Genomic DNA, 26,703 nt, shown 5'->3' on the forward strand with positions numbered 1-26,703 from the left:
GATCCGAAAGAGAACGTCTACAACAAAACTATCTGCTACGGTCTCTCCTGTTGCCGCACCTGCCGCACCTGCCGCACCTGCCGCACCGACAGGAGAGACCGCATGTCCACCACCTCGTCTCCGACCACCACACCCACCCCCGACGCGCCCCGCCCCACCGCTATCCCCAGCGCTGCGCCCGGTGCCGCCGACCCATCCCGCTCGCGCTGGCTCGCCCTCGCCGTGATCGCCACGGGGATGCTGATGGTCGTCCTCGACGGCAGCATCGTGACCGTGGCGATGCCCGCCATGCAGGACGATCTCGGCCTGTCTCCCGGCGGGCTGAGTTGGGTCGTCAACGCCTACCTGATCGCGTTCGGCAGCCTGTTGCTGCTGGCCGGGCGGCTCGGCGACCTGATCGGCCGCAAGCGGATGTTCCTCGCGGGCACCGGGCTGTTCACAGCGGCCTCGCTGCTGGCGGGCGTGGCCACCACGCCCGCCCTCCTCATCGCCGCCCGGTTCCTGCAAGGCGTGGGCAGCGCGATGGCCTCCGCCGTCAGCCTGGGCATTCTCGTCACGCTGTTCACCGAGCCCAGGGAGCGCGCCAAGGCCATCGCGGTCTTCAGCTTCACCGGAGCCGCCGGTGCCTCGATCGGCCAGGTCCTCGGCGGCGTCCTCACCGACGCGCTCAGCTGGCGCTGGATCTTCTTCATCAACCTGCCGATCGGGCTCGCCGCTCTGCTGGTCGCCGTCTCGGCGCTGCCCGCCGACCGTGGCCTCGGGCTCGCCGCCGGAGCCGACATCCTCGGCGCCCTCCTGGTCACCGCCGGGCTGATGCTGGGCATCTACACCGTCGTCAAGGTCGAGGAGCACGGCTGGACCTCAGCGTCCACGCTCGGCTTCGGCGCCCTCGCAGCCCTTCTGCTCAGCGCGTTCGTCGCCCGCCAGGCCACCGCGAAGACCCCACTCATGCCACTGCGGATCTTCCGCTCGCGCAGCGTCACCGGGGCCAACCTCGTACAGGTCCTGATGGTGGCCGCGCTGTTCTCCTTCCAGTTCCTCGTCGCCCTCTACCTGCAGAAGGTGCTCGGGTACGGAGCCGCCAAGACCGGCCTCGCGATGCTTCCGGCCGCCATCGTCATCGGCGTCGTCTCGCTCGGCGTCGCCACCCGGCTCAACGCCCGCTTCGGTGAACGCAATGTCCTGCTGGCCGGGCTCGCACTCCTGGTCGCGATGCTCGGGATGCTCTCCCGCATCCCCGTCCACGCGAACTACGTCACCGACCTGCTCCCGGTGATGCTGCTCGCCTCGGGCTTCGGCCTCGCCCTCCCCGCGCTGACCTCGCTCGGGATGTCCGGCGCCGGAGATCACGACGCCGGGCTCGCCTCGGGGCTGTTCAACACCACGCAGCAGATCGGGATGGCCCTGGGCGTGGCGGTGCTCTCCACGCTGGCGGCTTCCCGTACGGACGGGCTGCTCGCGGACGGCGAAAGCCAGGCCACGGCTCTGACCAGCGGCTACCACCTGGCCTTCACGGTCGGTGCCGGGCTTCTGCTGGCCGCCTTCCTCGTCGCCTTCTCCATGCTGCGCCAGCCCCGCCGTACGCACCGCACGGACCGTACGCCTCGTAGAGACCGCACGGACCGGGCGCTTCGCATGGACGGCAGCGACCGTATGGACACCGCACGGGCGGAGCGTGACGTACCGGCCACCGCCTCCGCCACGGTCCTCTGACCCGACCCGACTGACCTCCCATCAGCACGCCCGCCGACCAGCCCGTCGGCCGACTCGTCACACCAGCGAAGGAGCGCGCCATGAACGCCGCACTGCTCCCAGCGGGGCCCTTCCCCGCCCGCCTGGTACTGCCGCTGGAGCATCGCCTCAGCCGCCCGGTGTACGACGCGCCGCACCCCACCTCTCGGGGAAATTGGAGATCAGCCGGTCGGTCTCGCCTCGCGACCGGGGAACGAGCGCCGTTCGGGGCGACCGGACTTCACCCGATACGAGGAGGCTTCACCATGCCCTCCAAACCTGCACCTCCCTCCCTTTCCCCCGCCCAGGACTCCGCCCCGCCCGATCCGTCAGCCCGTGGCGGGCGGGCAGGCGGCGACGCCGGGCCCGGCGGACCCACTCGGTCCAGCTGGCCCGGCTTCGTGGTGCGGCAGCTGGACACCGCCCGTCCGTACGCACTCGCCGCGTTCCGTATCGTCTTCGGCCTGCTCTTCTTCTGCCACGGCAGTTCCGGGTTCTTCGGCCTCCCGGAGGGCCAGAACGGCCAGGGCGGCGAAGTCGAGTTGGGCGACTGGCCCATGGGATACGCCGCCCTCATCCAGCTGGTCGGCGGCGGCCTGATCATGCTCGGGTCCGGCACGCGCACGGCGGCCCTGGTGTGCTCCGGCTCGATGGCGTACGCGTACTTCGACACGCACCAGGTCACCGCCCTGTGGCCGATCCAGAACGGCGGCGAGGACGCCGCCCTGTACTGCTGGGCCTTTCTGCTGCTCGTCTTCACCGGACCCGGGGCGCTGTCCCTGGACCGCTGGCTCGGCCACCGCAAGGGCCGGAGCGCCGGTCTCCGGGCTCGGACACAGGCCGCCGGGGCCTGAGGTGCTGGCCTGGCGACGCGTCCGCGCGTCGCCAGGCCAGCGCCATGTCAGCGCCCGGGCAGCGACGCGACAGCAAAGACCGCCAACGGCTGCGGCAACCAGCAACGGCTGGAAAGCGTCCGTGTCGCGATCCACTCCCGTAAGACTTGCGTTCGATACGGGCTGCTGTGGTGGGATGACCCGATGCGAACCCCCACACGCATACCCTCACCGCCGCATAACCCGCAGTTCACCAAGGAGCTTGACACCCAGGAGTCCGACACCAGGAAGCTCGACCCTGTTCCCCACGAGTCCGGCGACCCTGCCGCGTTCCCCGGCGCCGACCCGGCTCCGAACGAGTCATCCACGTTCGCGACCGCAACCGCGACACCGACCGCGCTCCAAGCCAACGGGCCCCACGCCAGGAGGCTGAACACCGCCGGACCGGAGGCCACCGCGTCAGCTCCGTACAACCCGTACGACGACCTCGCCGCACTCGCCGAGCCGTACCCGTACGAAGACGACCGGGACCCGCTCGGCCTCGGGCTGAAGGCCGACGACGAGGACGAGGACGACGCCGGGTGGTCGCCGCCCAACCACCGCAGGCGCAAGCGCGGCAGAAGCCGCTTCGCCGCGATACCGCTGACCGCGAAGCTGCTCGTCGCCGTGCTCATCTGCGCGGTGACCCTGACCCTCGCCGACCGGTGCGCGGTCATGTACGCGGAGAAGAAGGCGCAGGACCGGCTGCGCGAGGACCTGAACCTGGCCGCCGCGCCCGAGGTCGATATCCACGGCTTCCCGTTCCTCACCCAGGTCCTCGACCGGCGTCTGGAGCGGGTGGACGTGACCGTCCCCGATGTCGCCGCCGACCGGGTGTCGCTGGCCAAGGTCCGCGCCTCGGCGAAGGACATCGAGATCACCGGTGACCTGCCCGACTCCCTCAACGGCGCGATCGTCGGCGCCATGGACGGCGACGTCCTGCTCTCCTTCGACGACCTCAACCGCGAACTGGGCGCCTCCCAGGTCCGGTACAGCGATCTTGGCCACGACTCGGTACGCGCCGTCGGCAACCTCTCCGTGGCCGATCAGCAGATTCGCGTACGGGCCGAGGCACGCATCCAGCAGGACGGCGAGCGCGGCATCTCCACGCACATCAGCGGCATGCTGCTGGACATCCCCAAGGTGGCGAGCTACCGGCCGGGGCGGCACGCCGGGCTGCGGCTGCACCGGGAGACGGCCGAGCGGATCGCCCGTGACGCGGAGAAGGCCAAGGCGCTGCTGGCCGTGCCCGCGATAGCGGATCGTCTCGGCGTACCGCGGAAGCGGGTGGATCAGGCGCTGCGCAACGACGACCGGCTGCACGACCTGACCGGCTCGCCGCGCTTCATCGACCAGCTGATGGGCGTCAACCTCGTCGACACGGCCGCCGAACACCCGTGGCTGCTCAAGAAGCTCGGCCTCGACCCGGTACTGCTCGCGGCACTGACCGAACTCAAGCTGCCCGAGCTGTCGGAGCGTCTGGCACTGTCCTTCGAACTGCCGAAGGCGGCGGGCGACCTGCGCCTGCGCAACATCACCGTACGACCGGATGGCATCCGGGCCGAACTCTCAGGCACTGAGCTGGCGTTCGGCGAGGCCAGGAAGCAGCACGACAAGAAGTAACCGGGACGGCCACCCGGACCCCTGGGCTCGGTATGACGCGAAGGGCCAGCGAAGGAAGCCAGGGGCGACAGCGGGAACCGCCGGGCGGAAGCTGGGGGCAGCCACCGCCCGGCGGCGTCACGACCGGCGCGCGAGCGGGCGGGCGCTCCGCGACCGGGCGGTGGGTGACCGCTGGGCAGTGTCCGGCGGATCATGCCAGGGAGGGGAGCCCCTGTCCGCGCGTCGCAGACCGCCGGTGCGTCGAGGCTGGTCGCGCAGTTCCCCGCGCCCCTGACGGGGCACATCCCCGCACTGCGCACATAGTTCCTGTGCGGGCGATGCCCGGCGTGAACGGGTGAGTTCGGGTGCCATGGCCCTGCTCATCGGCCGGACGGCTGTCGCCGGGGGGCGGGGAGCCAGGGCGGACCGGCGGCCGGTTACCGCGTGGCGGTCAGGACGACCGGGTACCACTTGTTGTTCCCCGCGGCCGGACGGATGGCGGTGATGTCGATGGTCTTGCCGGACGCGGAGATGTCCACCCCGGACAGCGGTTTGCCGGACGTCGACGGCAGCTTCAGCGGCTTCCACTTGCCGCCGGTCTTGCGGAGCGCGTGGGCCGAACCGTCGCTCTTGTCCGTCAGGAGGACGGGCTCGCCCTGGCTGACGGTGACCGAGCGGACCGGGCGCGTTCCGGCGGGCAGCGCTTCGCGCTTCCACTTCTTGCCGTCGTACCGCAGGACGAGGCCTGACTTGGTGTTGTCCTTGGCCACGGCCTGCCCTGCCGCCCACAGCTCGCCACGGGGGCCTGCGGCAAGGCTGTTCAGGCCCGCTCGTACGTCCCCCAGGGCCGGAGTGGCGACCTTGCGCCAGCTCTTGCCATCGAAGTGCATCACCAGCGGCTCGCGTCCAGAGTCGCCGTACGTACCGCCCACCGCCCAGACGTCGTCGGCGGACCGGGCCACCACGCTGTCGAAGCTCCAGCCCTCGCCCTTCCCCGCGACGGGCGGGAGCTTCGCCGCGGTCCAGCGCTTGCCGTCCCAGTGCTGGATCAGCCCCACGCTGGCATCGTCGTCCTCGGCGACGGGAACCTGGGCCCAGCCCACGGCCCACGCGTCCTTCGCGGTCCGGGCGTCAACGGAGAGGAACCCCGCGCCGATGGTCTTCTTCGGCACCGGGGCGACGGCGTTCTTCCACGACGTGCCGTTCCAGCGCTGGGTCAGGACGCCGCCGATCTTCTCCTCGTCCGCGTAGTCGCCCACGATGACGGCGTTCTTCCGTGAGGAGGCGTCGACGTCGTTCCAGCGGCCGTCGTAGGCGCTGGGGGCCGGAGCGGTGCGCACCTCCTTCCAGCCCGCCGTGGTGCGGTCGTCACGCCCCCACAGCGTCGGAGCGAACCGGAAGCTGTCCCCTCTGGGGATCATCCGCATGCCCGCGGTCCACGTCGTGTGCGCGTCGGGGCGCGTCGTACCTATGGCGGTCGCCCACTTCTTGGTGACCGTCGACTGCTTCCAGGCGATGGCGCCGGGGCGGGCGGCCGACGCGTCGGAGGACGGGGTCTTCTCAGCGGCGAACACGGACGGCGTCGCCGCCGTGACCGCTAGTGCCGCGCTCAGCACGAGTCCGGCACGGATACGGCGGTGTCTGGCGAACGTAGTCAAGGCGGGACCTCTCAGATCGGCGGACCGGCGGACCGGCGGATCGTCGGCAAGGAACGGTCGGCCTCCGTGGAAGCCGACCGGGGCGGTCGTGCTCTCGTACGAACCCGCCCACTCTCTTGACTGTCCGGCGCGCCACCCGGGTTCCTGTCTTTTTTCCGGTCCTTTCCAGAACCGGTCTTTTCCAGAACTGGTCCTTTCCAGAACTGGTGAGCCGGGTTCGAGCCCTAGACTGGGGAGTGCGGCGGGGGTGGTTCATCGGCCGTGACGCGGAGAGCGGGGACAGCGGAGAGCGGGTGAGCTCGGTGGGTGCCAGCGCGGGCATGGCAGCTGTCCTGGTCAATCTCCGTCCTGAAGGGACCAGTGGTGATCTCGTCGGTGGCGACCCGGCGCGGTGCGCCGAGGTGCTTGGGGTCGATGGCATCGGGGTCTCCCTGACGACGGACGACGGGCTGAACGAGCTGGTCTGGGGCTCGCCTGGCGCCAGCACCCGGCTGGAGGATCTGCAGTACACACTGGGCGAGGGCCCGGGGCCTGAGGCGGCCACCACGTGCTCCCCCGTGCTGGAGCCCGATCTGGACGACGTCGCGGTGGGCCGCTGGCCGTTGCTGCTGCCCGAGGCGGCGGCGCTGGGGGTGCGTGCGGTGTTCTGCCTGCCGCTGCACATCGGAGGTGCCTGCGTGGGGACGATGACGTTGCAGCGCGCGACGGCGGGCCCGCTGCCGGGACCGGTCATGAGTGACGCGCTGATCCTCGCGGGCGCGCTGACCGCCGTGGTCCTGGAGGGCGGGGAACAGCAGGGCGCGTTCGCCGGCGCGGAACGGCACTCGGTGTTCTACCGGGCGGCCGTCCACCAGGCCGCCGGAATGATCAGTGTGCAGGCCGAGGTGTCGCTCGCACAGGCTCTCCTGCGGCTGCGGGCCCACGCCTTCCGGTACGGGCGGCCCGTGGTGGACGTCGCCGACGACGTAGTGGCCAGGCGCGTGAACTTTCGTAAAGATGGCAAGGAGCCGGACGCGTCTGGCTGGCGAAGGGGATGAAGGACATGACCACGCGCGAAGACCGCGTACTGGAGGTCGTCGTCGAAGCAGTCGACACGCTGGTCGATGACTTCGACCTGATCGACTTCCTGCACCGGCTGTGTGACCGCTGTGTCGAACTGCTTGACGTGTCCGCGGCCGGTGTCATGCTCGCCGATCCTGGCGGCTCCCTGCAGCTGATCGCCGCCTCGGACGAGCACACCCGGCTGCTGGAGCTGTTCGCCCTTCAGCACAACCAGGGCCCGTGCGTCGAATGCCACCGCGGCGGAGAAGCCCGGACCAACATCGTCCTCGCCTCGCCCGCGGCCACCTCTTCCTTCCCCGAGTTCGCCGGTCGCGCCCAGCAGGCGGGCTTCGCCGTGACGCACGCGCTGCCGATGCGGCTTCGCCAGCAGGTCGTCGGCGCGATGAACCTCTTCCAGAGTCATGAGCGCGTCCTCAGCGACGCCGACGCGCGACTGGCCCAGGCACTCGCCGATGTGGCGACCATCGCCATCCTGCAGCAGCGCACGCTGGAGCAGAGCAACCTGGAGCGAGCGCAGCTCCAGGGCGCCCTCACCAGCCGCATCGTCATCGAGCAGGCCAAGGGCATCCTCGCGGAACGCTGGCAGACCAGCCTCGACAACGCCTTCGACGCCCTGCGCCACCACGCGCGCACGCACCAGTTGCGACTGATCGACCTCTGCCGTCAGCTGGTCAGCGACGAGCTCGACACCGCCTCGATCCGACCCCTCTGAGCCCCCCCCCCGGGACCAGACCAGCCCCCGGCCCACAGAAACGACCCACAGAAACGACGAGGAACACCAGCTCCCAGCCCTTCGGAGTCACCATGACCGACGCTCAGCACCACTCCGCCGCGTGGGCGTGCGTGACGCGCGCCGCCGAGGCCGCGGGCACCGGTGTGTCGCTGGCCATCGCGTGCGAGGCGGGCGCCGACGACCTTGGCGCCGACGCGCTGGGGGTCACCCTGGTCACCGCCGGAGAGCTGCGCCTCATCGCCTGCGCCACCGACGAGCGCGCCAATCAGCTTGAGGACACCCAGCTCATCACCGGCGAGGGCCCCTGCACCGACGCCTATCTCAGCAACGACTTCGTCGAGGAGCCTGACCTGGGCCGCTCGCCCCAGCGGTGGCCCGCCTTCTCCCAGGTCGCGACGGAGCTGGGCATCCACGCCGTGGCGGCGCTCGCGCTGTCCATCGGGTCGCTGCGGATCGGCGCCATGGACCTCTACCGCACCGAGCCGCGCTCCTTCACGGTGGAGGAGGTGGCCAGGGCCCGTGCGTACGGCCGCATCATCGCGCTGCTGGCCCTGGAGATGCACCCGCACATCCTCACCACCGAGACCCACGCCCCCCGCCCCGGGCCACAGGGTTACCCACCGGCCGTCCACCAGGCCGCCGGAATCCTCGCGGCGAAGAACGGCATGGGCCTCGACGACGCCCTGGCCAGCCTGCGCGCCCACGCCTTCAGCAACGATCAGCCTCTGCTGGAGACGGCGGCGCAGATCATCAGCGGCCAGCCTCTCGACCCGGGCGACCGCCCCTCCGACCTGGCCTGAGGCGCCGGGACCGTCCTCGGCGGGCGCACACCCGTGCCGTCACGCCTTCTGAGCTCCCGGCCCCGACGGCGGGTCCGAGAGTACATGCCCCGGTGGGTTCCGCGGTGGCGTGCCGGGCGGCGGATGCGGGACGCCCGGCAGGCGTACGGAGGCGACGGTGCCGCCCTCCGGCGCGGGACGCAGGGTGATCTCGCCGCCCGCCTGCTGCACCGTACGGGCCACGATGGACAAGCCGAGGCCGGAGCCGGGCAGGCTGCGGGCGGAGGGTGAGCGCCAGAAACGGTCGAAGACGTGCGGCAGCTCGTCGGCGGGGATGCCGGGGCCGTGGTCGCGCACCGTCAGTTCGCCACCGCGCAGCACGACCTCGACCGCCCCGCCGGGCGGGCTGAACTTCACCGCGTTGTCGAGCAGGTTGACCACGGCCCGTTCCAGCGCGGCCGGTTCGGCCTGTACGTACCAGAGGTCGAGCGACGCGGTGATCGCCAGGTCCTGGCCGCGCAGCCGCGCCCGTTCCACTGCGGCGCCCGCCGCCTCGTGCAGCGCGGCCACCTGCGGCGGGCCGCTGCCCGGCGGGGTGTCGGGCCGCGACAGCTCCTGAAGATCGCCGATCAGGGCCGCCAGCTCGGTCATCTGCGCCTTGACGCTGGCCAGCAGCGCCTTGCGGTCCTCGGGGGGCAGTGCGCGCCCCGTCTCGTCGCTGCGGGCGAGGAGTTCCACGTTCGTCCGCAGCGAGGTCAGCGGCGTCCGCAGCTCGTGCCCGGCGTCCGCGATCAGCTGCTGCTGCCGGTCCCTGGAGGAGGCGAGCGCGTCGGTCATCGAGTTGAAGGACCGGGAGAGCCGGGCGATCTCGTCCTCGCCCTCCACCGGGATGGTGGTGGCCAGGTCTTCCGTACGGGCGATGTGCTCGACCACGTCCGTCAGCCGGTCCACCGGCCGCAGACCTGCCCGGGCGACGGCGAGACCGGCCGTCGCCGCCCCGAGCACGCCGACGCCCGCGACAATGGCGAGCACCAGCGCGAGAGTGCTCAGCGCGCCGTCGATCTCGGTCAGCGGCCGGGTCAGGGACACGGCGAGGGCCCCGTCGCCGACGAAGGCGCGCTTGGTGAGGACCCGTACGGGCGTACCGCTGTCGGTCTCCCCGTCCCGCAGGACCGTCCCCCGCAGGCCCTGCGCCACTTCCACGTCCGCGTCGGTCACGCGCACCGGCCGCGACCCCAGCCCGACGCACCGGCTGCCGTCCGCCGTCGCGATCTGCACGAACGACACGCTCGGTGGCGCGTTCTTGCTCGGTTCGGGCTCGTTCTCCTGGCAGTGCTCCAGCGCTTGCCGCAGGTAGGTGGGGTTGACCTCACTGCTGCGCAGCGACTGGTCGAGCTCGTTGCGCAGCTGGTCGCGGGTGATGACCCAGCAGGCGAAGGCGGAGACCGCCACCGCCACGGCCACGGCCAGGGCCGTCAGCAGGGCCAGCCGCGAACGGAGCGGCAGGCGCGAACCCCACACCCGCCGCCCGGGCCGACGCGTCGCCCTGCTCACTCGGCGCCGCCGCGCTCGCCGGGGCGCCCGGCGCCGGGCGGATACTGCGGCCGACGCGGGAACGGCGGCGGATTGCGCGGCCTGCTGGGCGGCGCGCCCTGCGGCGCGGGCCCGGACCCGCGTTCGGCCGATCCGGGTGAGGGCGACGCCGGGGGCGCGGGCGTTTCCTCCGCCCGCAGTACGTAGCCGACACCGCGCACCGTGTGGACCAGCCGCTGCTCGCCGCCCGCCTCCGTCTTGCGCCGCAGATACATCACGTACACGTCGAGGGAGTTGGACGTCGGCTCGAAGTCGAAGCCCCATACGGCCTTCAGGATCTGTTCGCGCGTCAACACCTGGCGCGGGTGCGCGAGGAACAGTTCGAGCAGGGTGAACTCCGTCCGGGTCAGGTCCACGCGCCGCGTTCCCCGGGTCACCTCGCGCGTCACGAGGTCCATCCGCAGGTCCTCGAACGCGAGCGTCTCGCCCTCGTCCGGGCCGTTCGCGCCGCCGAGCGCGGCGGCCGCGTAGGAGCTGCGGCGCAGCAAGGCGCGGATACGGGCGAGCAGTTCGTCCAGCTCGAACGGCTTGACCAGGTAGTCGTCGGCGCCCGCGTCGAGCCCGGTGACCCGGTCGCCGACGGTGTCGCGCGCCGTCAGCATCAGGATGGGCACCGTGACGTCGGCGGCGCGCAGCCGGCGGGCCGCCGTCAGGCCGTCCATCCGGGGCATCAGCACATCGAGGACGATCAGCTCCGGGTCGCACGTCCCGGCCTTGTCCAGCGCGTCCAGGCCGTCGACGGCCCCCGTGACCTCGTACCCCTCGAAGGCGAGGCTGCGCCGCAGCGCCTCCCGCACGGCGGGTTCGTCGTCGACGACGAGGATGCGGGCGGGGTGGTCGCCGTGCTCGGCGGGACTCATCGGCGGTTTCCTTCACGGTGCTACGGGCGCGGGGGGTGAACAGGTCGGCTCTCAGCCTCGCACGCGCGGTCCGCCCCGGAGCGGCACGGCACAGGTGAGGGCGGGCGGCGCGGGGCAACGGCCGCCGGGGCAGGCGGGCGACTCCAGGGGAAGCAGCCCTGGCACGGCGCATGAGCGTGCTCCTTCAAGGGTGCGGGGAACCGCGCGCTCGGCTGCGACGCACCAGCACTGCCCGACACACGGACAGGCACTCCCCTCCTCGCCTCCCCCAGCACGATCCGCCGGACACGGCCTACGCGTTCGTGCCGCCGCCGCGCAGCGAGCCCAAGTCGGCGGTGACGGTGTCGGACGGGATGGCGAACCCGAGGCCGACACTGCCCGCCGCGCCACCGGCCGCCGAAGTCGGTGCGGAGATCGAGGAGTTGATGCCGATGACCTCGCCCTTCATGTTGATGAGCGCGCCGCCGGAGTTGCCGGGGTTGAGTGAGGCGTCGGTCTGGATGGCCTTGTACGTGGTCTTGGACGAGCCGACGTCGCCGTTGTACTCCCGGCCCTCGAACTCGAACGGCCACCCGCCGCCGTCGCCAGGCCCCTGGCCCTGTCCCTGGCCGTCGTCCGCCTTGACGGTCACCTCGCGGTTGAGGGCGGAGACGATGCCGCTGGTGACGGTGCCCGTCAGGCCCTCCGGCGAGCCGATGGCGACGACCTGGTCGCCGACCTTGACGGAACCGGAGTCGCCGAGCTTGGCCGCGCGCAGGCCACTGGCGTCGGCGACCTTGAGCAGGGCCAGGTCCTTGGCGCTGTCGGTGCCGACCATCGACGCCTTCTTCTTGGAGCCGTCGCTGAAGGTGACGGTCACCGAGTCGGCGCCGGAGATCACGTGGTTGTTGGTGATGATCTCGCCGTCACCTGTGATGACGACGCCGGAGCCGGTGGACTGGCCCGCCGGTGTCGTCGCGCTGATCTCGACGATGCTCGGGCTGACCGCCTTGGCCACCGCAGAGACGTCGCCGCCCGTGGAGGCGTTGGCGTTGACGACGGGGGTCGAGGGGCTGGAGGAGCCGGAGTCGTCGCGGCTGCCGACCAGGGCGCCGGTGCCACCGGCGACGAGCGCGGAGACGATGGCGACCGTGGCGAGGAGCGCGACGGGGCGGCGGGCGCGCGGCTTGGAATGGCCCGCACCGTGATCACCGGGCGCACCGGGCGGGACGTTCGGCGGGGCAACCGAGCCGAATGTGGCGTAACCGTCGGCGCCGACGCCGTGCCCGGCGGTCCCGCCGTGGTGACCGCCGCCGGTGCCGCCGCCGGGCCGGACCGTCACCCCGGAGGCGGTGGTGATCGGCTGCTGCGGCTCGTACGGCGGCGGGACCGGCGCCCCGGACGTCGCCGCGTCCGGTGTGGGTGCCGGTGTGGGTGCCGGTGTGGGTGCCGGTGTGGGTGCCGGTGCCTGGCCGTAGGGTGCGTGCTGGTCTGCTGCGTGGGCCGCGGCGAAACCCGCTGTGGAGTCGCCGTCACGGCGAGAGTTTTCTGTCATGGCTACGACTCTGCGCAGTCATCATGAGAACTCTCTGAGAGCGCCCTGAGAAGCCCGGCAGAACCGGGTATGCCCGGTATAAAGATCCGGCTGGTCCCTTGCACCCCGGGCCCGGCCACCGTCGGTGGCTCTCCCGGCGGACGGGCCTACGAGCAGCCGCAGGAGCGCCGTACGACCAGCGCCGAGGGGAACTGCTTCAGCCGCTCCCGCCGCGAGCCCGTCACCCGCAGCCCCTCGTCGAGTACGAGGTCGACGGCTGCCCGTGCCATCGCCGGCCGGTCGGAGCCGACCGTCGTCAGCGGCGGGTCGGTCAGCCCGGCTTCCTTCACGTCGTCGAACCCGGCGACGGCCAGTTCCCCCGGCACGTCGATCCGCAGTTCGCGCGCCGCGCGCAGCACACCGATCGCCTGGTCGTCCGTCGCGCAGAAGATCGCGGGCGGCCGGTCGGCGCCGGACAGCAGCCCCAGAGCCACCTCGTAGGCGTCGTACCGGTTGAACGGGGCCTGAAAGAGACGGCCCTCGATGGAACGCCCGGACTCGATCATCGCCCGGCGCCACCCCTCGACGTGGTCGGTCACCGGGTCGCCGACGGCCGGGGTCTCCTCGGTGCCGCCGATGCACGCCACGTACTCGTAACCGTGCTCCAGGAGATGCCGCACGGCGAGTTGCGCGCCGCCGACGTCATCGAGGACCACAGCGACGTCGTCGATCGCCTCGGGCCGCTCGTGCATGAGCACCACCCGCGCGTCCCACGCCTCGATCTCGGCGGCCGCGCTCTCGCTCATGCCCTTGCTGATGAGGATCAGCCCGGACACCCGCATCCCGAGGAACGCGCGCAGGTAGTGCACCTCGCGCTCGTCCAGGTAGTCGGAGTTGCCGACGAGCACCATCTTTCCGCGCTCGGCGGCGGCTTGCTCGACGGCGTGCGCCATCTCCCCGAAGAACGGCTGCCTGGCGTCCGGAACGATCAGCCCTATCAGGTCCGTGCGCCGGGAGGCCATGGCTTGCGCGACCCGGTCCGGCCGGTAGCCGAGCTCCTTGATCGCGGCGAGTACCCGCTCGCGCGTGGCCGGGGCGACCGGCCTTGGTCCGTTGTTGATGACATAGCTGACGACCGCGGTCGACGTCCCCGCAAGTCGTGCTACATCATCCCGCGTCACCTTGGCCACGCGCGAAGTGTACGCGGCTCGTCCTAGCCGTTTACCGGGCGTGCGACCACGGGTTTCGCCGTGTCCGCCGACCGCACGCGCCCGGCCCCGCCGTCGCGCTCGTTCGCCGCGTCCGTCTCGTCCGTCCCACCGGCCACAGCGGCCCTGGCGTTCGCCTGCGCCTTGGCCTTCGCGTCCGCCTCGGCCCTGGCCTTCACCTTGGCCTCTTCCGCGGCGCGTTCGACCTTCTCCGGCACCACGAAGCGGTAACCGACGTTCCGTACGGTGCCGATCAGCGACTCGTGCTCCGGGCCGAGCTTCGCGCGCAGGCGCCGTACGTGCACGTCCACGGTGCGGGTGCCACCGAAGTAGTCGTAGCCCCAGACCTCTTGGAGCAGCTGCGCCCTGGTGAAGACCCGGCCCGGGTGCTGGGCGAGGTACTTCAGCAGCTCGAACTCCTTGAAGGTCAGGTCGAGCACCCGGCCCTTGAGCTTCGCGCTGTACGTCGCCTCGTCGACGGACAGGTCACCGTTGCGGATCTCCATCGGGCTGTCGTCGGTGGTGATCTGCTGGCGGCCCATCGCCAGCCGCAGGCGTGCCTCGACCTCGGCCGGGCCCGCCGAGTCCAGCAGGACGTCGTCCACGCCCCAGTCCGCGGTGACCGCCGCGAGACCGCCCTCGGTCACCACGAGCAGCAGCGGGCAGCCGGGCCCGGTGGAACGCAGCAGCTGGCACAGGCTGCGGACCTGCGGAAGGTCCTTGCGCCCGTCGATGAGGATCACTTCCGCACCAGGGGTGTCCACCAGCGCCGGTCCCTCGGCCGGGGCCACCCGCACGCTGTGCAGCAGAAGGCCGAGGGCGGGAAGCACCTCCGTCGAAGGCTGGAGTGCGTTGGTCAGCAGCAGGAGTGAACTCACCGGCGACCACCTGCCCCGGTCTCGCCAGTCGTCGTCGCCCTGTTCGTACTGTCGTGCGCGCTTCGTTTGCCCATGACGTCGGTTCCTCCTCGGTCCCTGCGTGGGGCACTTCCCAGGTCCGGCCTGGGGGAGTATGCGGCCCTGCTTCGTACGGTGGCGTTCAGCCGCCTCTCGCCCGGCTGAAAGCACAAAAGGACCCGGGGGCTGCGCTGCCCGAGTCCTCTGTCCAGCAGAATAGCCCACCTGCCTCGGGTTGCCGCGGCTCAATTCGAACCTTCTCTGTTTTCTGGATCACGCCGACGACAGGTTTGGCGCGGGGTTCCCGGCCGATGGGGACGCCGACGCGAAGGCGGGTGGAGGCGCCGTTCGGCAGGCCGCACGCTGCCGGGCGGCCCCCGTATCGCCCGGGTCCGGCGGGCCGTGTGTGGCGGCGGCCCGGTTACCCCATGGCACGCAGCGCGATACCGGGCATACGGGCCGTACGGGAGGAGCGGCGAAAATCAGCCACCTGGCGGGCGGAGGCGCGGGGGGCGCACAGGCGCGCGTCTTGACACGCGAGAGGGGGCCCGCCGGCACGGCGGGAGCCCCACTCGCCGCGCCACCACCACCGTGCGCCACCACCACCGTGCGCCGGCCTCACCGTGCGACAGCCGCGCGTCAGCTCGGATCAGCGACCGCCTCGGCGAACTGCGCCGCGTACAGCCGCGCGTACGCGCCCTCCGCCGCCAGCAACCCCTCGTGCGTGCCCTGCTCCACGATCCGCCCCGACTCCATCACCAGGATCACGTCGGCGTCCCTGATGGTGGACAGCCGGTGCGCGATGACGAAGCTCGTACGGCCCGTACGCAGCGACGCCATCGCGTGCTGGATCAGTACCTCCGTCCGGGTGTCCACGGAGCTGGTCGCCTCGTCCAGAACGAGGATGGCGGGCTCGGCGAGGAACGCCCGCGCGATGGTGATGAGCTGCTTCTCGCCGACGCTGACGCCCGCGCCCTCCTCGTCGATCACGGTGTCGTAGCCGTCCGGCAGGGTCCGTACGAAACGGTCCACGTGGGTGGCCCTGGCCGCCTCCACGATCTTGTCCAGCGAGACCCCCTCGGGCGCCCCGTACGCGATGTTCTCGGCGATGGTGCCGCCGAACAGCCAGGTGTCCTGGAGCACCATGCCGATCTGGGAACGCAGCTCCTCGCGTGGCATGGCGGCGATATCCACACCGTCGAGCGTGATCCGCCCGCCGCTCACCTCGTAGAACCGCATGAGCAGATGGACGAGGGTGGTCTTGCCCGCGCCGGTCGGGCCGACGATCGCGACGGTCTGCCCGGGGCTGACCGCCAGCGACAGGTCCTCGATCAGCGGCTTCTCCGGCTCGTAGCGGAAGGACACGCCCTCGAAGGCGACCTCGCCCCTGACGTGCCCCAGGGCGGGCCCGGCGCGTTCCGCGTCCGGCTCCTGCTCGTCGGCGTCCAGCAGCTCGAAGACCCGCTCGACGGAGGCGACGCCCGACTGGACCAGGTTCGCCATGCTGGCGACCTGTGTGAGCGGCTGGCTGAACTGGCGCGAGTACTGCACGAACGCCTGCACATCGCCGATCGTCAGCGCGCCGCTCGCCACCCGCAGGCCGCCGACGACGGCCACCAGGACGTAGTTGAGGTTGCCGATGAACATCATCGCGGGCTGGATGATCCCGGAGATGAACTGCGCCCGGAAGCTCGACGCGTACAGCTGCTCGTTCTCCGTGCGGAAGGTCTCCGCCGATTCCCGCTGCCGCCCGAAGACCTTGACCAGCGCGTGGCCGGTGTACATCTCCTCGACGTGCGCGTTGAGGGTGCCCGTCGTCTTCCACTGCCGCACGAACTCCGGCTGGGCGCGCTTGCCCACCCGCGTCGCGACGAACACCGACACCGGCACCGTGACCAGGGCCACCAGCGCCAGGAGCGGTGAGATCCAGAACATCATCGCCAGCACGCCCACGATGGTCAGCAGCGAGGAGATGATCTGGCTGAAGGTCTGCTGGAGGGTCTGCCCGACGTTGTCGATGTCGTTGGTGGCGCGGCTGAGCACCTCGCCGCGCGACTGCTTGTCGAAGTAGCTGAGCGGCAGCCGCGCCAGCTTCTCCTCCACCTCGGCGCGCATCCGGAACACGGCACGCTGGACGACGTGTGTGGCGACCCTGGCCTGGACGAAGGAGAAGAGGCCCGACGCCACGTAGATCAGCAGCACCCACAGCAGGGTCGTCCCGACCGCGTCGAAGTCGATGCCCTGGCCGGGTACGACGTCCATCGCGCCGACCACGTCAGCGGCCTTGCCGTCGCCCCGGTCGCGCATCCGCTGCACGGCCTCGGCCTTGCTGAGGCCCTCGGGGAGCCGGCCGCCGACGTATCCGTTGAAGATCAGGTCGGTGGCGTGGCCGAGGAGCTTCGGGCCGATGACGGAGAGCGTGATGCACGCCACGGCCATGACACCGATCAGGGCGATGACGGCCCGCTCGGGGCGCAGGGTCGCGAGGAGCCTGCGGCTTGAGCCACGGAAGTCCATGGTCCGCTCGGCGGTCTGGCCGCCCATGAACCGGCCGCCAGGTCCGGGCGCCGGAGCCGGGCCACGGGGAGCGGCCTTGGCCTTCGGGGGTCCGGTGGTGCCCGGGTCGGGGGACGTCATGCCGCCTCCTGCTCAGTGAGCTGGGAGAGGACGATCTCCCGGTAGGTCTCGTTCGACGCCATCAGCTCGGGGTGGGTGCCGGTGCCGACGACGCGGCCCTCGTCGAGCACGACGATCTTGTCGGCGTCCCGGATGGTGCTGACCCGCTGGGCCACGATGATCACTGTGGCCTCCCCGGTCTCCTGGGCGAGCGCGGCGCGCAGCCGCGCGTCGGTGGCGTAGTCGAGAGCCGAGAAGGAGTCGTCGAAGAGGTAGATCCCGGGCCTGCGCACCAGGGCCCGCGCGATGGCGAGCCGCTGCCGCTGGCCGCCCGAGACATTGCCGCCGCCCTGCGCGATGGGGGCCGCGAGGCCCTGGTCCATCGCCGCGACGAACTCGCTCGCCTGCGCGGTCTCCAGCGCCTGCCACAGCTCCTCGTCGGTGGCGTCCGGGTTCCCGTAGCGCAGGTTGGAGGCGACGGTCCCGCTGAAGAGGTACGGCTTCTGCGGGACGAGGCCGACGCGGGTGCCCAGCAGTTCCGGGTCGAGATCGCGCACGTCCACGCCGTCGATGAGCACGCTGCCCGCCGTCGCGTCGAACAGCCGGGGCACCAGGCCGATCAGGGTGGACTTGCCGCTGCCGGTGCTGCCGATGACGGCGGTCGTCTCGCCTGGCCGCGCGGTGACCGAGATGTCGCGGAGCACCGGCTCCTCCGCGCCGGGGTAGCGGAACTCCACGCCGCGCAGCTCCAGCTCGCCACGGGGGTGGAGGACGGTGACGGGCGCGCTCGGCGGCGCGACGCTGCTCTCGGTGGTCAGCACTTCCTGCACGCGCTCGGCGCAGACCTCGGCGCGCGGCACCATCATCAGCATGAAGGTGCCCATCATCACCGCCGTCATGATCTGCATCAGATAGGAGAGGAACGCCGTCAGCGCCCCGATCCGCATGTCGCCGCCGTCGATGCGGTGCCCGCCGAACCAGACGACGGCGACGCTGGAGATGTTCACGACGAGCATCACGGTGGGGAACAGCAGCGACATCAGCCGCCCGGCGCGCACGGAGACGTCCATCAGCTCGGTGTTGGCCTTGGCGAACCGTTCCCGCTCGTACCGGTCGCGGACGAAGGCCCGGATGACGCGGATGCCGGTGATCTGCTCGCGCAGCACCCGGTTGACCGTGTCCACGGACTCCTGGACGCCCCGGAACGCCAGCCGCAGACGACGGACGATGAGCGTCACGATCACGCCGAGCACGGGCACGACGACCAGCAGCAGGGCGGACAGCGGCACGTCCTGGTTGAGCGCCATCACGATGCCGCCGACGCACATGATCGGCACCGTGACCATCATCGTGAAGGTCATCAGGCACAGCGTCTGGACCTGTTGCACGTCGTTCGTGGTGCGGGTGATCAGCGAGGGCGCGCCGAAGTGGCCCATCTCGCGGGCGGAGAAGGACTGCACCCGGTCGAAGACGGCGGCGCGCATGTCGCGGCCGAGGGCCATCGCGGTCCTGGCGCTGAAGTACACGGCGCCGATCGCGCAGACGATCTGGAGCAGCGTCACGGCGATCATGTATCCGCCGGTCCGCAGGATGTAGCCGGTCTCTCCCTTGACGACACCGTTGTCGATGATGTCGGCGTTGAGGGTGGGCAGATACAGCATCGCGAGCGTCTGCACGAACTGGAGCAGGACGATCAAGGCGATCGGACGCGCGTAGGGCCGCAGACGCGCCCGGAGTAGTCGTACGAGCACATCGTGACCCTAATCGAGCGGGACCGGCGCGACCCGCGGTTTTCGCGGCCGGGCAACCGGCTTTGCCGGGCGGCGGACCAGCCGGAAGTCCGCAGGACGAGGAGCGGAGGCGAGTGGGAGGCGGGCCGCGGACGGTCAGCCACGGGCCGGGGCCTCCATCCGGAACCGGTGCGGCCCGGACCCGGCTCCGTCCAGGGCTTTACCCGGCCCGGACCCGCTCTTTGCGGGCCCGGGCAAAGCCCCGCCCGGCACCCGTCATCATGGAGGGCGGCACACGCCCCGCGTACGAGGTGAAAAAGGAGGCCCCATGGCGGCAACGGACACGGCAGGCTCGCCCGCCGGGACCATCCGGTACTGGGCGGCGGCCAAGGCCGCCGCCGGGACCAGCGAGGAGCCCTACGCGGCGGAGACGCTTGCCGACGCGCTGGAGGCGGCCCGCGCCCGGCACACCGCGCGGCCCGAGTTCGCCCGGGTGCTGCTGCGCTGCTCGTTCCTGGTCGACGGGGACCCCGTCGGCACCCGTGACCACCGCACGGTCCGACTGGCGGACGGCGGCACGGTCGAGGTGCTTCCGCCGTTCGCAGGAGGGTGACCCGCACAGCATGAGCGACCAGCCGCGCGAGCCGTACGAACCGTATGAGCCCTACGAGCCGTATCAGGGCTATGAGGGCAACGACGGTTACGAGGGCAATGAGGCCCATAAGGGCACTGAGGGCACCGAGGGCTACGCGCCGGAGGCGTCGTACGGACCGCCGGAGGGCGCCGAGCGCTACGGACGGCAGGCTAGCCAGCCCGGCCAGTCCGAGCAGCCCGGACAGCCTGAGCAGCAGCAGGCCGTGCAGCAGTACGGGGAGCACTACGGGCAGCCCCACGGCGAGCAGCACGACCCGTCGTACGGGCAGCCGTACAGGCGGGATGCTCAGCCCTACGACGCGTATGCCCCCTACGGCCAGCAGGCGTCGGCGCCCCAGCAGTCGCACCAGCCGCACCAGCCGTCGGCCGGAGACGACCAGGGGCCCGGCGCTCCCGGTGCGTACGCCCCGTACCCGAGCGAGCCGGTCTGGCCCTCGTACGACGGTGAGCAGCCCGCCCACCACGCGCCCCAGCCGTACCCGCCGGGCTACCAGGACCCGTACGGCCGGCAGTGGCAGCAGTCACAGACACACCCCGACCCCACGACGGCCGAGACCGCGTACCTCCCGCAGCAGGGTCAGCGGCCCCCGTACGGCCAGAACCAGGGCCAAGGCGAGCAGGGGCAGGACCAGTACGGGCGGGACCAGTACGGGCAGGCTTCCTACGGCCATTCCCCGTACGGCCAGCAACCCCCGGCTCCGGAGTCCTACGGTCACGGAAGTTACGGCCAGCCGTCATACGGACAGCAGCAGCCGGCACAGGGTGAGCAGCAGGCACACGAGCAACAGCACCCGCACGGCCAGCAGGGGCAGCACGGCCAGCAGGGCCAGCACGGGCAGTACAACCAGGCCCCTGCGTACGCACCACAGCAGTCGCAGAATCCTCAGCAGTCGCAGCAGGCGCAGCAGCACACCCAGCAGTCGCACCACACGCAGCAGCACGCTCCGTACGAACAGCACGCCCAGCAGTCCCCCTATCCCCAGCAGCACGCACAGCAGGCGCCCTACGGACATCAGTCCGCCGCGCCTCATGGACAGCGGCGATTCGGCGGTGCGGAGCATCAGATGGACGGGGCCGGGGGGGCCGAGGCCGGACACGAGGACGAGACCAGAGGCGCGGGCGGCGGCGACAGCGCGGGGTCGCGCCCCGGCTCGCAGGGTGAAGCGGCGGGCGGCGCGGGCGATGCCCGCCCCAGCGCGCCACTGACCGCCGCGCAGCGCGCCCGTGCCGAGGGCCGCTCCCCGATCATCGACCCCGGCTTCCAGCCCGCGCTGCTGACCGCTGTGCTCGCCGGGCTGCTCGCGGCCACGGCGCCGGTGGCCGAACCGGTGCTCGCCATCGCCGTGGTCCTGTTGCAGGCGGTGACGGCGGCGGGCTGGTTCCGGCTGAACGGCATGTGGCCGGCCCGGCAGGGCATCGCGCTCGCCTTCGCCGGTGGTGTCGCCGCCGACATCGCCCTGCTCACCACCGACCGCGACAACGCGCCGACGGCGCTGATCGGCACCCTCGGCGTCTGGCTGCTGCTCGTGCTGGTCCTCCAGCTGCGCAACCGCAGCTCACCCGACGAGCGGCTGTACAGCCTGACCGCCACCGCCACCTCGGCCGCGCTCAGCGTGGTCGCGGCCGGGTACCTGGCCGCCGACTCCGACGCGGTCGTGGTCGGCGCGGCGGGGGTCGGCGTCGCGGCACTGGCCCGTGCGCTGCCGCTGCCGACCGCCGTGTCGGTGGTGGTGGCGCTGGCCGCCGCCGGAGGCGCCGGGGCCGCCGCGGGGCAGGCCACGGGGCTCGGGACGTCCGGTGCGCTGCTCGCCCTCGCCGCGGCGGTGTGCGTGCTGGTCGGGCTGCGTGTGGCGAGCTACGACTACCCGTCGCGGTTCGTGCACATGACGGCCGGGGTGGCGCTGCCGCTGGCGGCAGCGGCGCCCGCCGTGTACCTGATCGGTCGAGCGATCTCCTGAACGGGACACGCTTGCGGTTAGGCTCGCAGCCACTGGCAGGGACCTGACCGAGAGCATGGGGGACGAGCATGTCGGACGCGGCGCACACCACGAACGCGGCGAACATGGCCGGTGGGACGGGCGCGTCCTACGCGCCGGGGCACGGCGCACGACGGCAGCCGAGACGCAGGAGAGGGCGTGGGCTATGGGTCACGCTGATCATCCTGGTGATCCTCGGCGGGCTGTTCGTGGCCGCCGACCGGCTGGCGGTCAACTTCGTGGAGTCCGAGGCGGCCAAGAAGATCCAGAGCAAGGAGCAGCTCACCGGCACTCCCGACGTCTCGATCAAGGGCTTCCCCTTTCTGACCCAGGTGGCGAGCAAGGAGTTCGACGAGATCGAGGTCACCTTCGACGGGATGACCAGCGGCGAGGACGGCCGGTCCATCCGCATCAGCGAGATGACCGCGAAGATGCAGCACGTCAAGGCGTCCAACAACTTCTCCAGCGCCACCGCCGAGCGCGCCATAGGCGACGCCCACATCACCTACGCGGACCTCTCCCGGGCCGCGGGTCACGGCATCACGGTCGGCTACGCGGGCAAGGACTCCGAGGGCAAGAGCCGGGTGAAGATCACCGGCGGACTGCTCGGCCTCAAGATCAGCGCGTACAGCACGGTGACCGTCGTGAACGGCGACACGATCCGGATGCGCGCGGAGAAGATTCCCGGCGGGACCCTGCCCGGCTGGGAGGACAAGGTCCGGGAGCGGACGGACATCGACCGCGAGGTGGACGGCCTGCCGACCGGGCTGCGGCTGGACACGATCGAGACGACGAAGGACGGCATCGACATCAAGGCCAGTGGCACGAACGTCGAACTGACCGGCTGAGCGCACGCCCCGCTGGGCCGGCGCGGTGGTTCCTGGCCAGTGCCAGGCGGTGTCCGGCGGGTCGTGCTGCTGCTGGTGGTGGGGGGTGCCCCTGCCCGTGCGTCGCGGACTGCGGGCGCGTCGTGGCTGGTCGCGCAGTTCCCCGCGCCCCTGACGGGGCACACCGCTGCGCTTGGTCAGGGCTTTTCCCTGGGCCTGACGGCCCGGAAGCCCCCCGTACGCGGCGCCGATGCCGGGCCCGCATGCCCCCTGGACGGGCTGAAGAATCCAGCCGGTCCGGCGCTTGAGGACACGAGAACCGCCCCATGGCAACCACAGCGCCGCCACCACGAAAAACCAGCCCGTCCGGCGCTTGAGGACACAGGGGTCGGGCCGGCCCTCACGGCCCGGAAACAGGACCGCCTCGACCGGGCGACGCCGAGTCGCCCGGACGCCGGTGTCCGGTTCATGAGACGGCTCTGTCCGCAGGGCAGATGCCAGAGCCTCGTGAGCCCGCCGGGACCGGGGCGCGCGACTCGTACGCCCCTCAACCGTCCCGCATTTCAGACAATTGCGTCTCAGTATTTGACACACCGGTGACACACCCGCCCGGCGTCCTTACGATCGGACGCATGAAGCGACAGGCGGACCTCACGAAGCGGCGGGCAGTAGACCTGTGCCGCGTCGCCGCCATGCTCTGTCGCCCCGTCTGACGGGGCCCTGTCTGAGGGGACACGCCGAGCGCCATTCCGCCGGCCCCAGCTCCCCCCGGCCCGTTTCCCGGGTCCCGCGCCCCACCCGCCGTGCAGCGGCGTGCGCTCTCCCGCCCTCGCCGCATGCCGGCGCGCCATCCGCGTAACCGTGCACCATCCGCATCTGCCCCGGAGGAGAACAGCATGAGCCGCAGCGACGTCCTGGTGGACGCCGATTGGGTCCAGGCCCACATCGACGACCCGAAGACGGTCATCGTCGAGGTTGACGAGGACACGTCGGCCTACGAGAAGAACCACATCAAGAACGCCATCCGGATCGACTGGAAGAAGGACCTCCAGGACCCGGTGCGCCGTGACTTCGTGGACCAGGCCGGGTTCGAGAAGCTGCTGTCGGCCAAGGGGATCGCCAACGACGACACGGTCGTGCTGTACGGCGGCAACAACAACTGGTTCGCCTCGTACGCCTACTGGTACTTCAAGCTCTACGGCCACCAGGACGTCAAGCTCCTCGACGGCGGCCGCAAGAAGTGGGAGCTGGACTCGCGCGACCTGGTCGCCGAGGTCCCGAGCCGTCCGGCCACCGACTACAAGGCCAAGCAGCAGGACGCGTCCATCCGCGCCTTCCGCGACGACGCCGTCGCCGCGATCGGCAAGCTGAACCTGGTCGACGTGCGCTCCCCCGACGAGTTCAGCGGCAAGCTGCTCGCCCCGGCCCACCTCCCGCAGGAGCAGTCGCAGCGTCCGGGTCACATCCCGAGCGCGCGCAACATCCCGTGGTCGAAGTCGGCCAACGACGACGGCACCTTCAAGTCGGACGAGGAACTGAAGGCCCTGTACGAGGGCGAGGGCGTGGACCTGTCGAAGGACACCATCGCCTACTGCCGCATCGGTGAGCGCTCCGCTCACACCTGGTTCGTGCTGCACGAGCTGCTCGGCCAGTCCAACGTCAAGAACTACGACGGCTCCTGGACCGAGTACGGCTCGCTGGTCGGCGTGCCGATCGAGCTCGGCGCCAACGCCTGACCCAGGGCGGCTCCTCCTGCCTCCCCTCTCCTCCCCCTCTTCTTCCTCCCCTGACGTAAGGACGGACTCCTATGTGTGGAGCAAAGGCCGGTGGCCCCGACGCGGCGACCATCAAGCCCGGTGAGACGACCATCCAGGGTTCGTTGACCCGCGACGGTGAGCCGGTCAGCGGCTACGTGCGGCTCCTCGACAGCAGCGGCGAGTTCACCGCCGAGGTCCCCACCTCGGCGACCGGGCAGTTCCGCTTCTACGCCGCCGAGGGCACCTGGACGCTGCGCGCGCTCGTTCCCGGCGCGACCGCTGACCGCACCGTCGTCGCCCAGCAGGGCGGCCTGGCGGAGGTCGCCATCGCCGTCTGACGGCTGACTGCGCGGCTTGAGGGCCGCATCCCAGGGGTTGGACGCCTGAAGACTGGGATGCGGCCCTCTGTGCCGCCCACGACGCGGGCGGCAGCGCCCGCACCCCCACGCCTCGGCCGGGTGCGGGCGGGGAAGAAGCACCGCACGGGGCGGTACGGGCGGGGTGCGGGCCCGGCTTCCAGTCGTACGCTGGAGTCATGTACGCGCGGCGGCGTCACGGCTACTTCGTCATGATGGGTGTCTGTTTGACGCTCTTCGTCATGGCGTGGTCGGTCGTACGCCTGTGGTCGATTCCCGTCGCGGTCGGGATGTGCGTGGTCGCCATGGTGATCCCGCCGTTCGCCGCCATCGTCGCCAACCGCAAGGGCCCGGACGACCGATGGTGGGACGAGCCGCCTCCAGGGCCAGGTCCGGGACCGGGTGCCGCCTCCGGTACGGGCGCTGAATCGTGGCCGGAAGCCCCGCGGCAGCCCGGCTCCGGCGCCGACCACGACGGGCGCGCCGACCCCGGCACCCGGACCGGCGACGCGCTCTCCGACTCCTGGTGGGACGAGCTGGACGGCAAGCACCACCCGTAGGGCGAGCACCACCCGTAGCGGAGGGCCTCGCCCAGGACGGCTCAGTGGATCAGCAGACGAGAGATCAGTAGACGAGCGCCTGGACGCCCTCCGGCATGATCTCGCTCACGAAGACCTGCGCCCCCGCGATCCGCATGCCCTTGATCAGGTCCTGTTCGTCGATATCGCGCCGTGCCGCGCACTGCGTGCACACGGTGATCGCCCCGCCACCGGCCAGGATGCCGTCGATCAGCTCCGGCAGGGGCGCCGCGTGCGGCAGCTCGAACTCCGCTGCCCGGCCGGGCAGCGCGTACCAGGACGACTCCCCGGTCAGCCACAGCGAGACCTCGACGCCGCTGGCGACGGCCACCGCCGCCACCGTGAACGCCTGCGAGCACCGCTCGGGCGCGTCAGCGCCCGCCGTCACCTTGATCACGAGCTTCTTCGCCATGCCCTCACTGTAAGCGGCGCCCGCCGGACGGTGCGTGGCCACCCGCCGGGGCGGCGGACCTCACAGCGCCTCCCACCCCGGCGCGGACTAGACTCGGGGCCGGTCCGTTACACCACACTCCGTCCGAGGAGCGCGCTCGTGCTTGAGACAGTTTTCTCCCTGCTGCTGGCCCTCATGGCCGTGCTCATCGCCGCCTTCGCGGGGCTGACCCTCTTCAAGCTGTACCAAGGCCAGCGCTGACGGTCCCCCGGGCCCGTCCGGCCAGCCGTTCCCGCGTCGTCCGCGCCCAGCGCGGAGGCGTGGCGCGCGTCCTTCCCACCCTCTCTACAGATCGCCTGAGCCCATGATCGAGATCCCGTCCGACCTCCACCCGGACCTCGTCCCCCTCGTCTTCCTCCTCGGCAACTGGGAAGGCGCGGGTGTCTACGACTTCCCAGGTGCCGAGAAGTGCAACTTCGGGCAGGAGGCGACCTTCACCCACGACGGCCGCGACTTCCTGGAATACGTCTCGCACACCTGGGAGCTGGACGCCGAGGGCAGGAAGGTCCGCCCGCTGGAGTCCGAGTCCGGCTACTGGCGCATCGACAAGGACCGCAAGGTCGAGGTCGTGATGATCCGCGACCAGGGCGTGATCGAAATCTGGTACGGCGAGCTCGCCGACAAGAAGCCGCAGATCGACCTGGTCACCGACGCCGTGGCGCGCACCGCGAACGCGGGCCCCTACACCGGTGGCAAGCGGCTGTACGGATACGTCAAAAGCGACCTGATGTGGGTCGGCGAGAAGGCCACCCCCGACGTGGCACTCCGCCCGTACATGTCGGCGCACCTGAAGAAGGTCGTCGACCCGAGCGAGTGGGCCAAGGACCTCAAGGACCTGCCCGACGACGGCATCGCCTTCTTCAAGTAGACCCACGGCAAGCAGACCCACGGCAAGTGGACCCGCAGCAGTAAGGTCCTACAGCACCAAGCAGGCGTCCCGCACGTCTGCGCGCCAGCCGTCGTGTGGCCCAGCGGACGCCGCCGTGCCACGACGTCACACAACCGCATACGCATACGCGCCCCGCGGGGGAAGTCCGGTGAGAATCCGGCGCTGACCCGCAACGGTGGACGGAGCCCTGCTGACGGGGTGCCGCGAGCCCGATCACCCGTGGCGGCGTGACTCCTGTACAACTCGCCGTGGACTGCGAGGGGACGCTGACGGCGCTCCGCGCCCGAGTCGCTCCTTATCCATTCCGGTCGCGGCCCGAGGCGAAGGTGGACCCGCCCGTGGCGACCACGACCGAGGATGCC

The 26,703-nt window shown here is 71.3% G+C and carries 21 protein-coding genes, 1 pseudogene and 1 riboswitch; of the genes and pseudogenes, 13 read left to right on the forward strand and 9 right to left on the reverse strand.

All coding sequences use genetic code 11. From position 1 onward, the window contains the following. Positions 1-237 precede the first annotated feature (237 nt). The 3 genes from AC5P1B_RS10690 to AC5P1B_RS10700 all read left to right on the forward strand — a co-directional run bounded on the left by AC5P1B_RS10690 (position 238) and on the right by AC5P1B_RS10700 (position 4,226). Entirely contained in the window at positions 238-1,713 is a 1,476-nt protein-coding gene (locus AC5P1B_RS10690) for an MFS transporter (protein ID WP_493886618.1), read from the forward strand. Positions 1,714-1,997: 284 nt separating this feature from the next. Beyond that, the gene (locus tag AC5P1B_RS10695; protein ID WP_493886481.1) at positions 1,998-2,585 is read left to right on the forward strand and encodes a DoxX family protein; all 588 of its coding nucleotides are present in this window, start codon (positions 1,998-2,000) and stop codon (positions 2,583-2,585) included. A gap of 183 nt (positions 2,586-2,768) precedes the next feature. After that, entirely contained in the window at positions 2,769-4,226 is a 1,458-nt protein-coding gene (locus AC5P1B_RS10700; RefSeq protein ID WP_493886482.1) for an LmeA family phospholipid-binding protein, read from the forward strand. Positions 4,227-4,642: 416 nt separating this feature from the next. Here the strand turns inward: AC5P1B_RS10700 and AC5P1B_RS10705 are convergent, their stop codons facing one another. Then, a complete protein-coding gene (locus tag AC5P1B_RS10705) occupies positions 4,643-5,863 on the reverse strand; it encodes a beta propeller repeat protein (protein WP_493886483.1) in 1,221 nt (406 codons plus the stop codon). Positions 5,864-6,183: 320 nt separating this feature from the next. On the opposite strand from AC5P1B_RS10705, the gene AC5P1B_RS10710 reads away from it, so the two are divergent. From AC5P1B_RS10710 to AC5P1B_RS10720, 3 genes are all read left to right on the forward strand, one after another. Further along, positions 6,184-6,900 (forward strand): GAF domain-containing protein, encoded by a 717-nt coding sequence (locus tag AC5P1B_RS10710; protein ID WP_493886484.1) that lies wholly within the window; start codon positions 6,184-6,186, stop codon positions 6,898-6,900. Positions 6,901-6,905: 5 nt separating this feature from the next. Next, the gene (locus tag AC5P1B_RS10715) at positions 6,906-7,637 is read left to right on the forward strand and encodes an ANTAR domain-containing protein (RefSeq protein ID WP_493886485.1); all 732 of its coding nucleotides are present in this window, start codon (positions 6,906-6,908) and stop codon (positions 7,635-7,637) included. Between the two features lie 92 nt (positions 7,638-7,729). Continuing rightward, positions 7,730-8,458 carry a GAF and ANTAR domain-containing protein gene (locus AC5P1B_RS10720; protein ID WP_493886486.1) on the forward strand — a complete coding sequence of 243 codons (729 nt, stop codon included), beginning with the start codon at positions 7,730-7,732 and terminating at the stop codon, positions 8,456-8,458. A gap of 39 nt (positions 8,459-8,497) precedes the next feature. Here the strand turns inward: AC5P1B_RS10720 and AC5P1B_RS10725 are convergent, their stop codons facing one another. The 7 genes and pseudogenes from AC5P1B_RS10725 to AC5P1B_RS10755 form a co-directional block, all read right to left on the reverse strand. Next, positions 8,498-9,991: a sensor histidine kinase gene (locus AC5P1B_RS10725; RefSeq protein ID WP_493886487.1), complete on the reverse strand. Its 1,494-nt coding sequence runs from the start codon at positions 9,989-9,991 to the stop codon at positions 8,498-8,500. Positions 9,992-10,164: 173 nt separating this feature from the next. Next, a pseudogene (locus AC5P1B_RS10730) lies at positions 10,165-10,890 on the reverse strand (response regulator transcription factor); the annotation flags it as partial. Between the two features lie 292 nt (positions 10,891-11,182). Continuing rightward, a complete protein-coding gene (locus tag AC5P1B_RS10735; protein WP_493886488.1) occupies positions 11,183-12,424 on the reverse strand; it encodes a S1C family serine protease in 1,242 nt (413 codons plus the stop codon). Between the two features lie 146 nt (positions 12,425-12,570). Next, positions 12,571-13,593 carry a LacI family DNA-binding transcriptional regulator gene (locus AC5P1B_RS10740; protein ID WP_493886489.1) on the reverse strand — a complete coding sequence of 341 codons (1,023 nt, stop codon included), beginning with the start codon at positions 13,591-13,593 and terminating at the stop codon, positions 12,571-12,573. 23 nt (positions 13,594-13,616) lie between these two features. Beyond that, positions 13,617-14,489: a winged helix-turn-helix transcriptional regulator gene (locus AC5P1B_RS10745; RefSeq protein WP_493886490.1), complete on the reverse strand. Its 873-nt coding sequence runs from the start codon at positions 14,487-14,489 to the stop codon at positions 13,617-13,619. A 657-nt stretch (positions 14,490-15,146) separates the two neighbouring features. After that, positions 15,147-17,144 carry an ABC transporter ATP-binding protein gene (locus AC5P1B_RS10750; RefSeq protein WP_493886491.1) on the reverse strand — a complete coding sequence of 666 codons (1,998 nt, stop codon included), beginning with the start codon at positions 17,142-17,144 and terminating at the stop codon, positions 15,147-15,149. Next, positions 17,141-18,874 (reverse strand): ABC transporter ATP-binding protein, encoded by a 1,734-nt coding sequence (locus AC5P1B_RS10755; protein WP_493886493.1) that lies wholly within the window; start codon positions 18,872-18,874, stop codon positions 17,141-17,143. The genes AC5P1B_RS10750 and AC5P1B_RS10755 overlap by 4 nt, the downstream gene beginning before the upstream one ends. A gap of 307 nt (positions 18,875-19,181) precedes the next feature. Between AC5P1B_RS10755 and AC5P1B_RS10760 the strand changes: the two genes are divergently transcribed. The 6 genes from AC5P1B_RS10760 to AC5P1B_RS10785 all read left to right on the forward strand — a co-directional run bounded on the left by AC5P1B_RS10760 (position 19,182) and on the right by AC5P1B_RS10785 (position 24,983). Continuing rightward, the gene (locus tag AC5P1B_RS10760) at positions 19,182-19,466 is read left to right on the forward strand and encodes a MoaD/ThiS family protein (protein ID WP_493886494.1); all 285 of its coding nucleotides are present in this window, start codon (positions 19,182-19,184) and stop codon (positions 19,464-19,466) included. Positions 19,467-19,476: 10 nt separating this feature from the next. Beyond that, positions 19,477-21,465, forward strand: coding sequence for a hypothetical protein (locus AC5P1B_RS10765; RefSeq protein WP_493886495.1), 1,989 nt, complete (start codon positions 19,477-19,479; stop codon positions 21,463-21,465). A gap of 68 nt (positions 21,466-21,533) precedes the next feature. Continuing rightward, a complete protein-coding gene (locus AC5P1B_RS10770) occupies positions 21,534-22,331 on the forward strand; it encodes an LmeA family phospholipid-binding protein (protein WP_493886496.1) in 798 nt (265 codons plus the stop codon). 875 nt (positions 22,332-23,206) lie between these two features. Beyond that, a complete protein-coding gene (locus AC5P1B_RS10775; protein ID WP_493886497.1) occupies positions 23,207-24,046 on the forward strand; it encodes a sulfurtransferase in 840 nt (279 codons plus the stop codon). 71 nt (positions 24,047-24,117) lie between these two features. Then, entirely contained in the window at positions 24,118-24,405 is a 288-nt protein-coding gene (locus AC5P1B_RS10780) for a DUF1416 domain-containing protein (RefSeq protein ID WP_493886498.1), read from the forward strand. Positions 24,406-24,602: 197 nt separating this feature from the next. Continuing rightward, positions 24,603-24,983: a DUF3099 domain-containing protein gene (locus AC5P1B_RS10785; RefSeq protein WP_493886500.1), complete on the forward strand. Its 381-nt coding sequence runs from the start codon at positions 24,603-24,605 to the stop codon at positions 24,981-24,983. A 64-nt stretch (positions 24,984-25,047) separates the two neighbouring features. On the opposite strand, the gene AC5P1B_RS10790 is transcribed toward AC5P1B_RS10785, so the two are convergent. Continuing rightward, positions 25,048-25,413, reverse strand: a complete 366-nt coding sequence (locus AC5P1B_RS10790) for a DsrE family protein (protein WP_493886502.1) — start codon at positions 25,411-25,413, stop codon at positions 25,048-25,050. Positions 25,414-25,756: 343 nt separating this feature from the next. On the opposite strand from AC5P1B_RS10790, the gene AC5P1B_RS10795 reads away from it, so the two are divergent. Next, positions 25,757-26,320, forward strand: a complete 564-nt coding sequence (locus AC5P1B_RS10795) for a heme-binding beta-barrel domain-containing protein (protein WP_493886504.1) — start codon at positions 25,757-25,759, stop codon at positions 26,318-26,320. Positions 26,321-26,437: 117 nt separating this feature from the next. After that, positions 26,438-26,580, forward strand: a riboswitch (cobalamin riboswitch). The last annotated feature ends 123 nt before the right edge of the window (positions 26,581-26,703 follow it).

This window comes from Streptomyces sp. A01 (assembly GCF_059026195.1).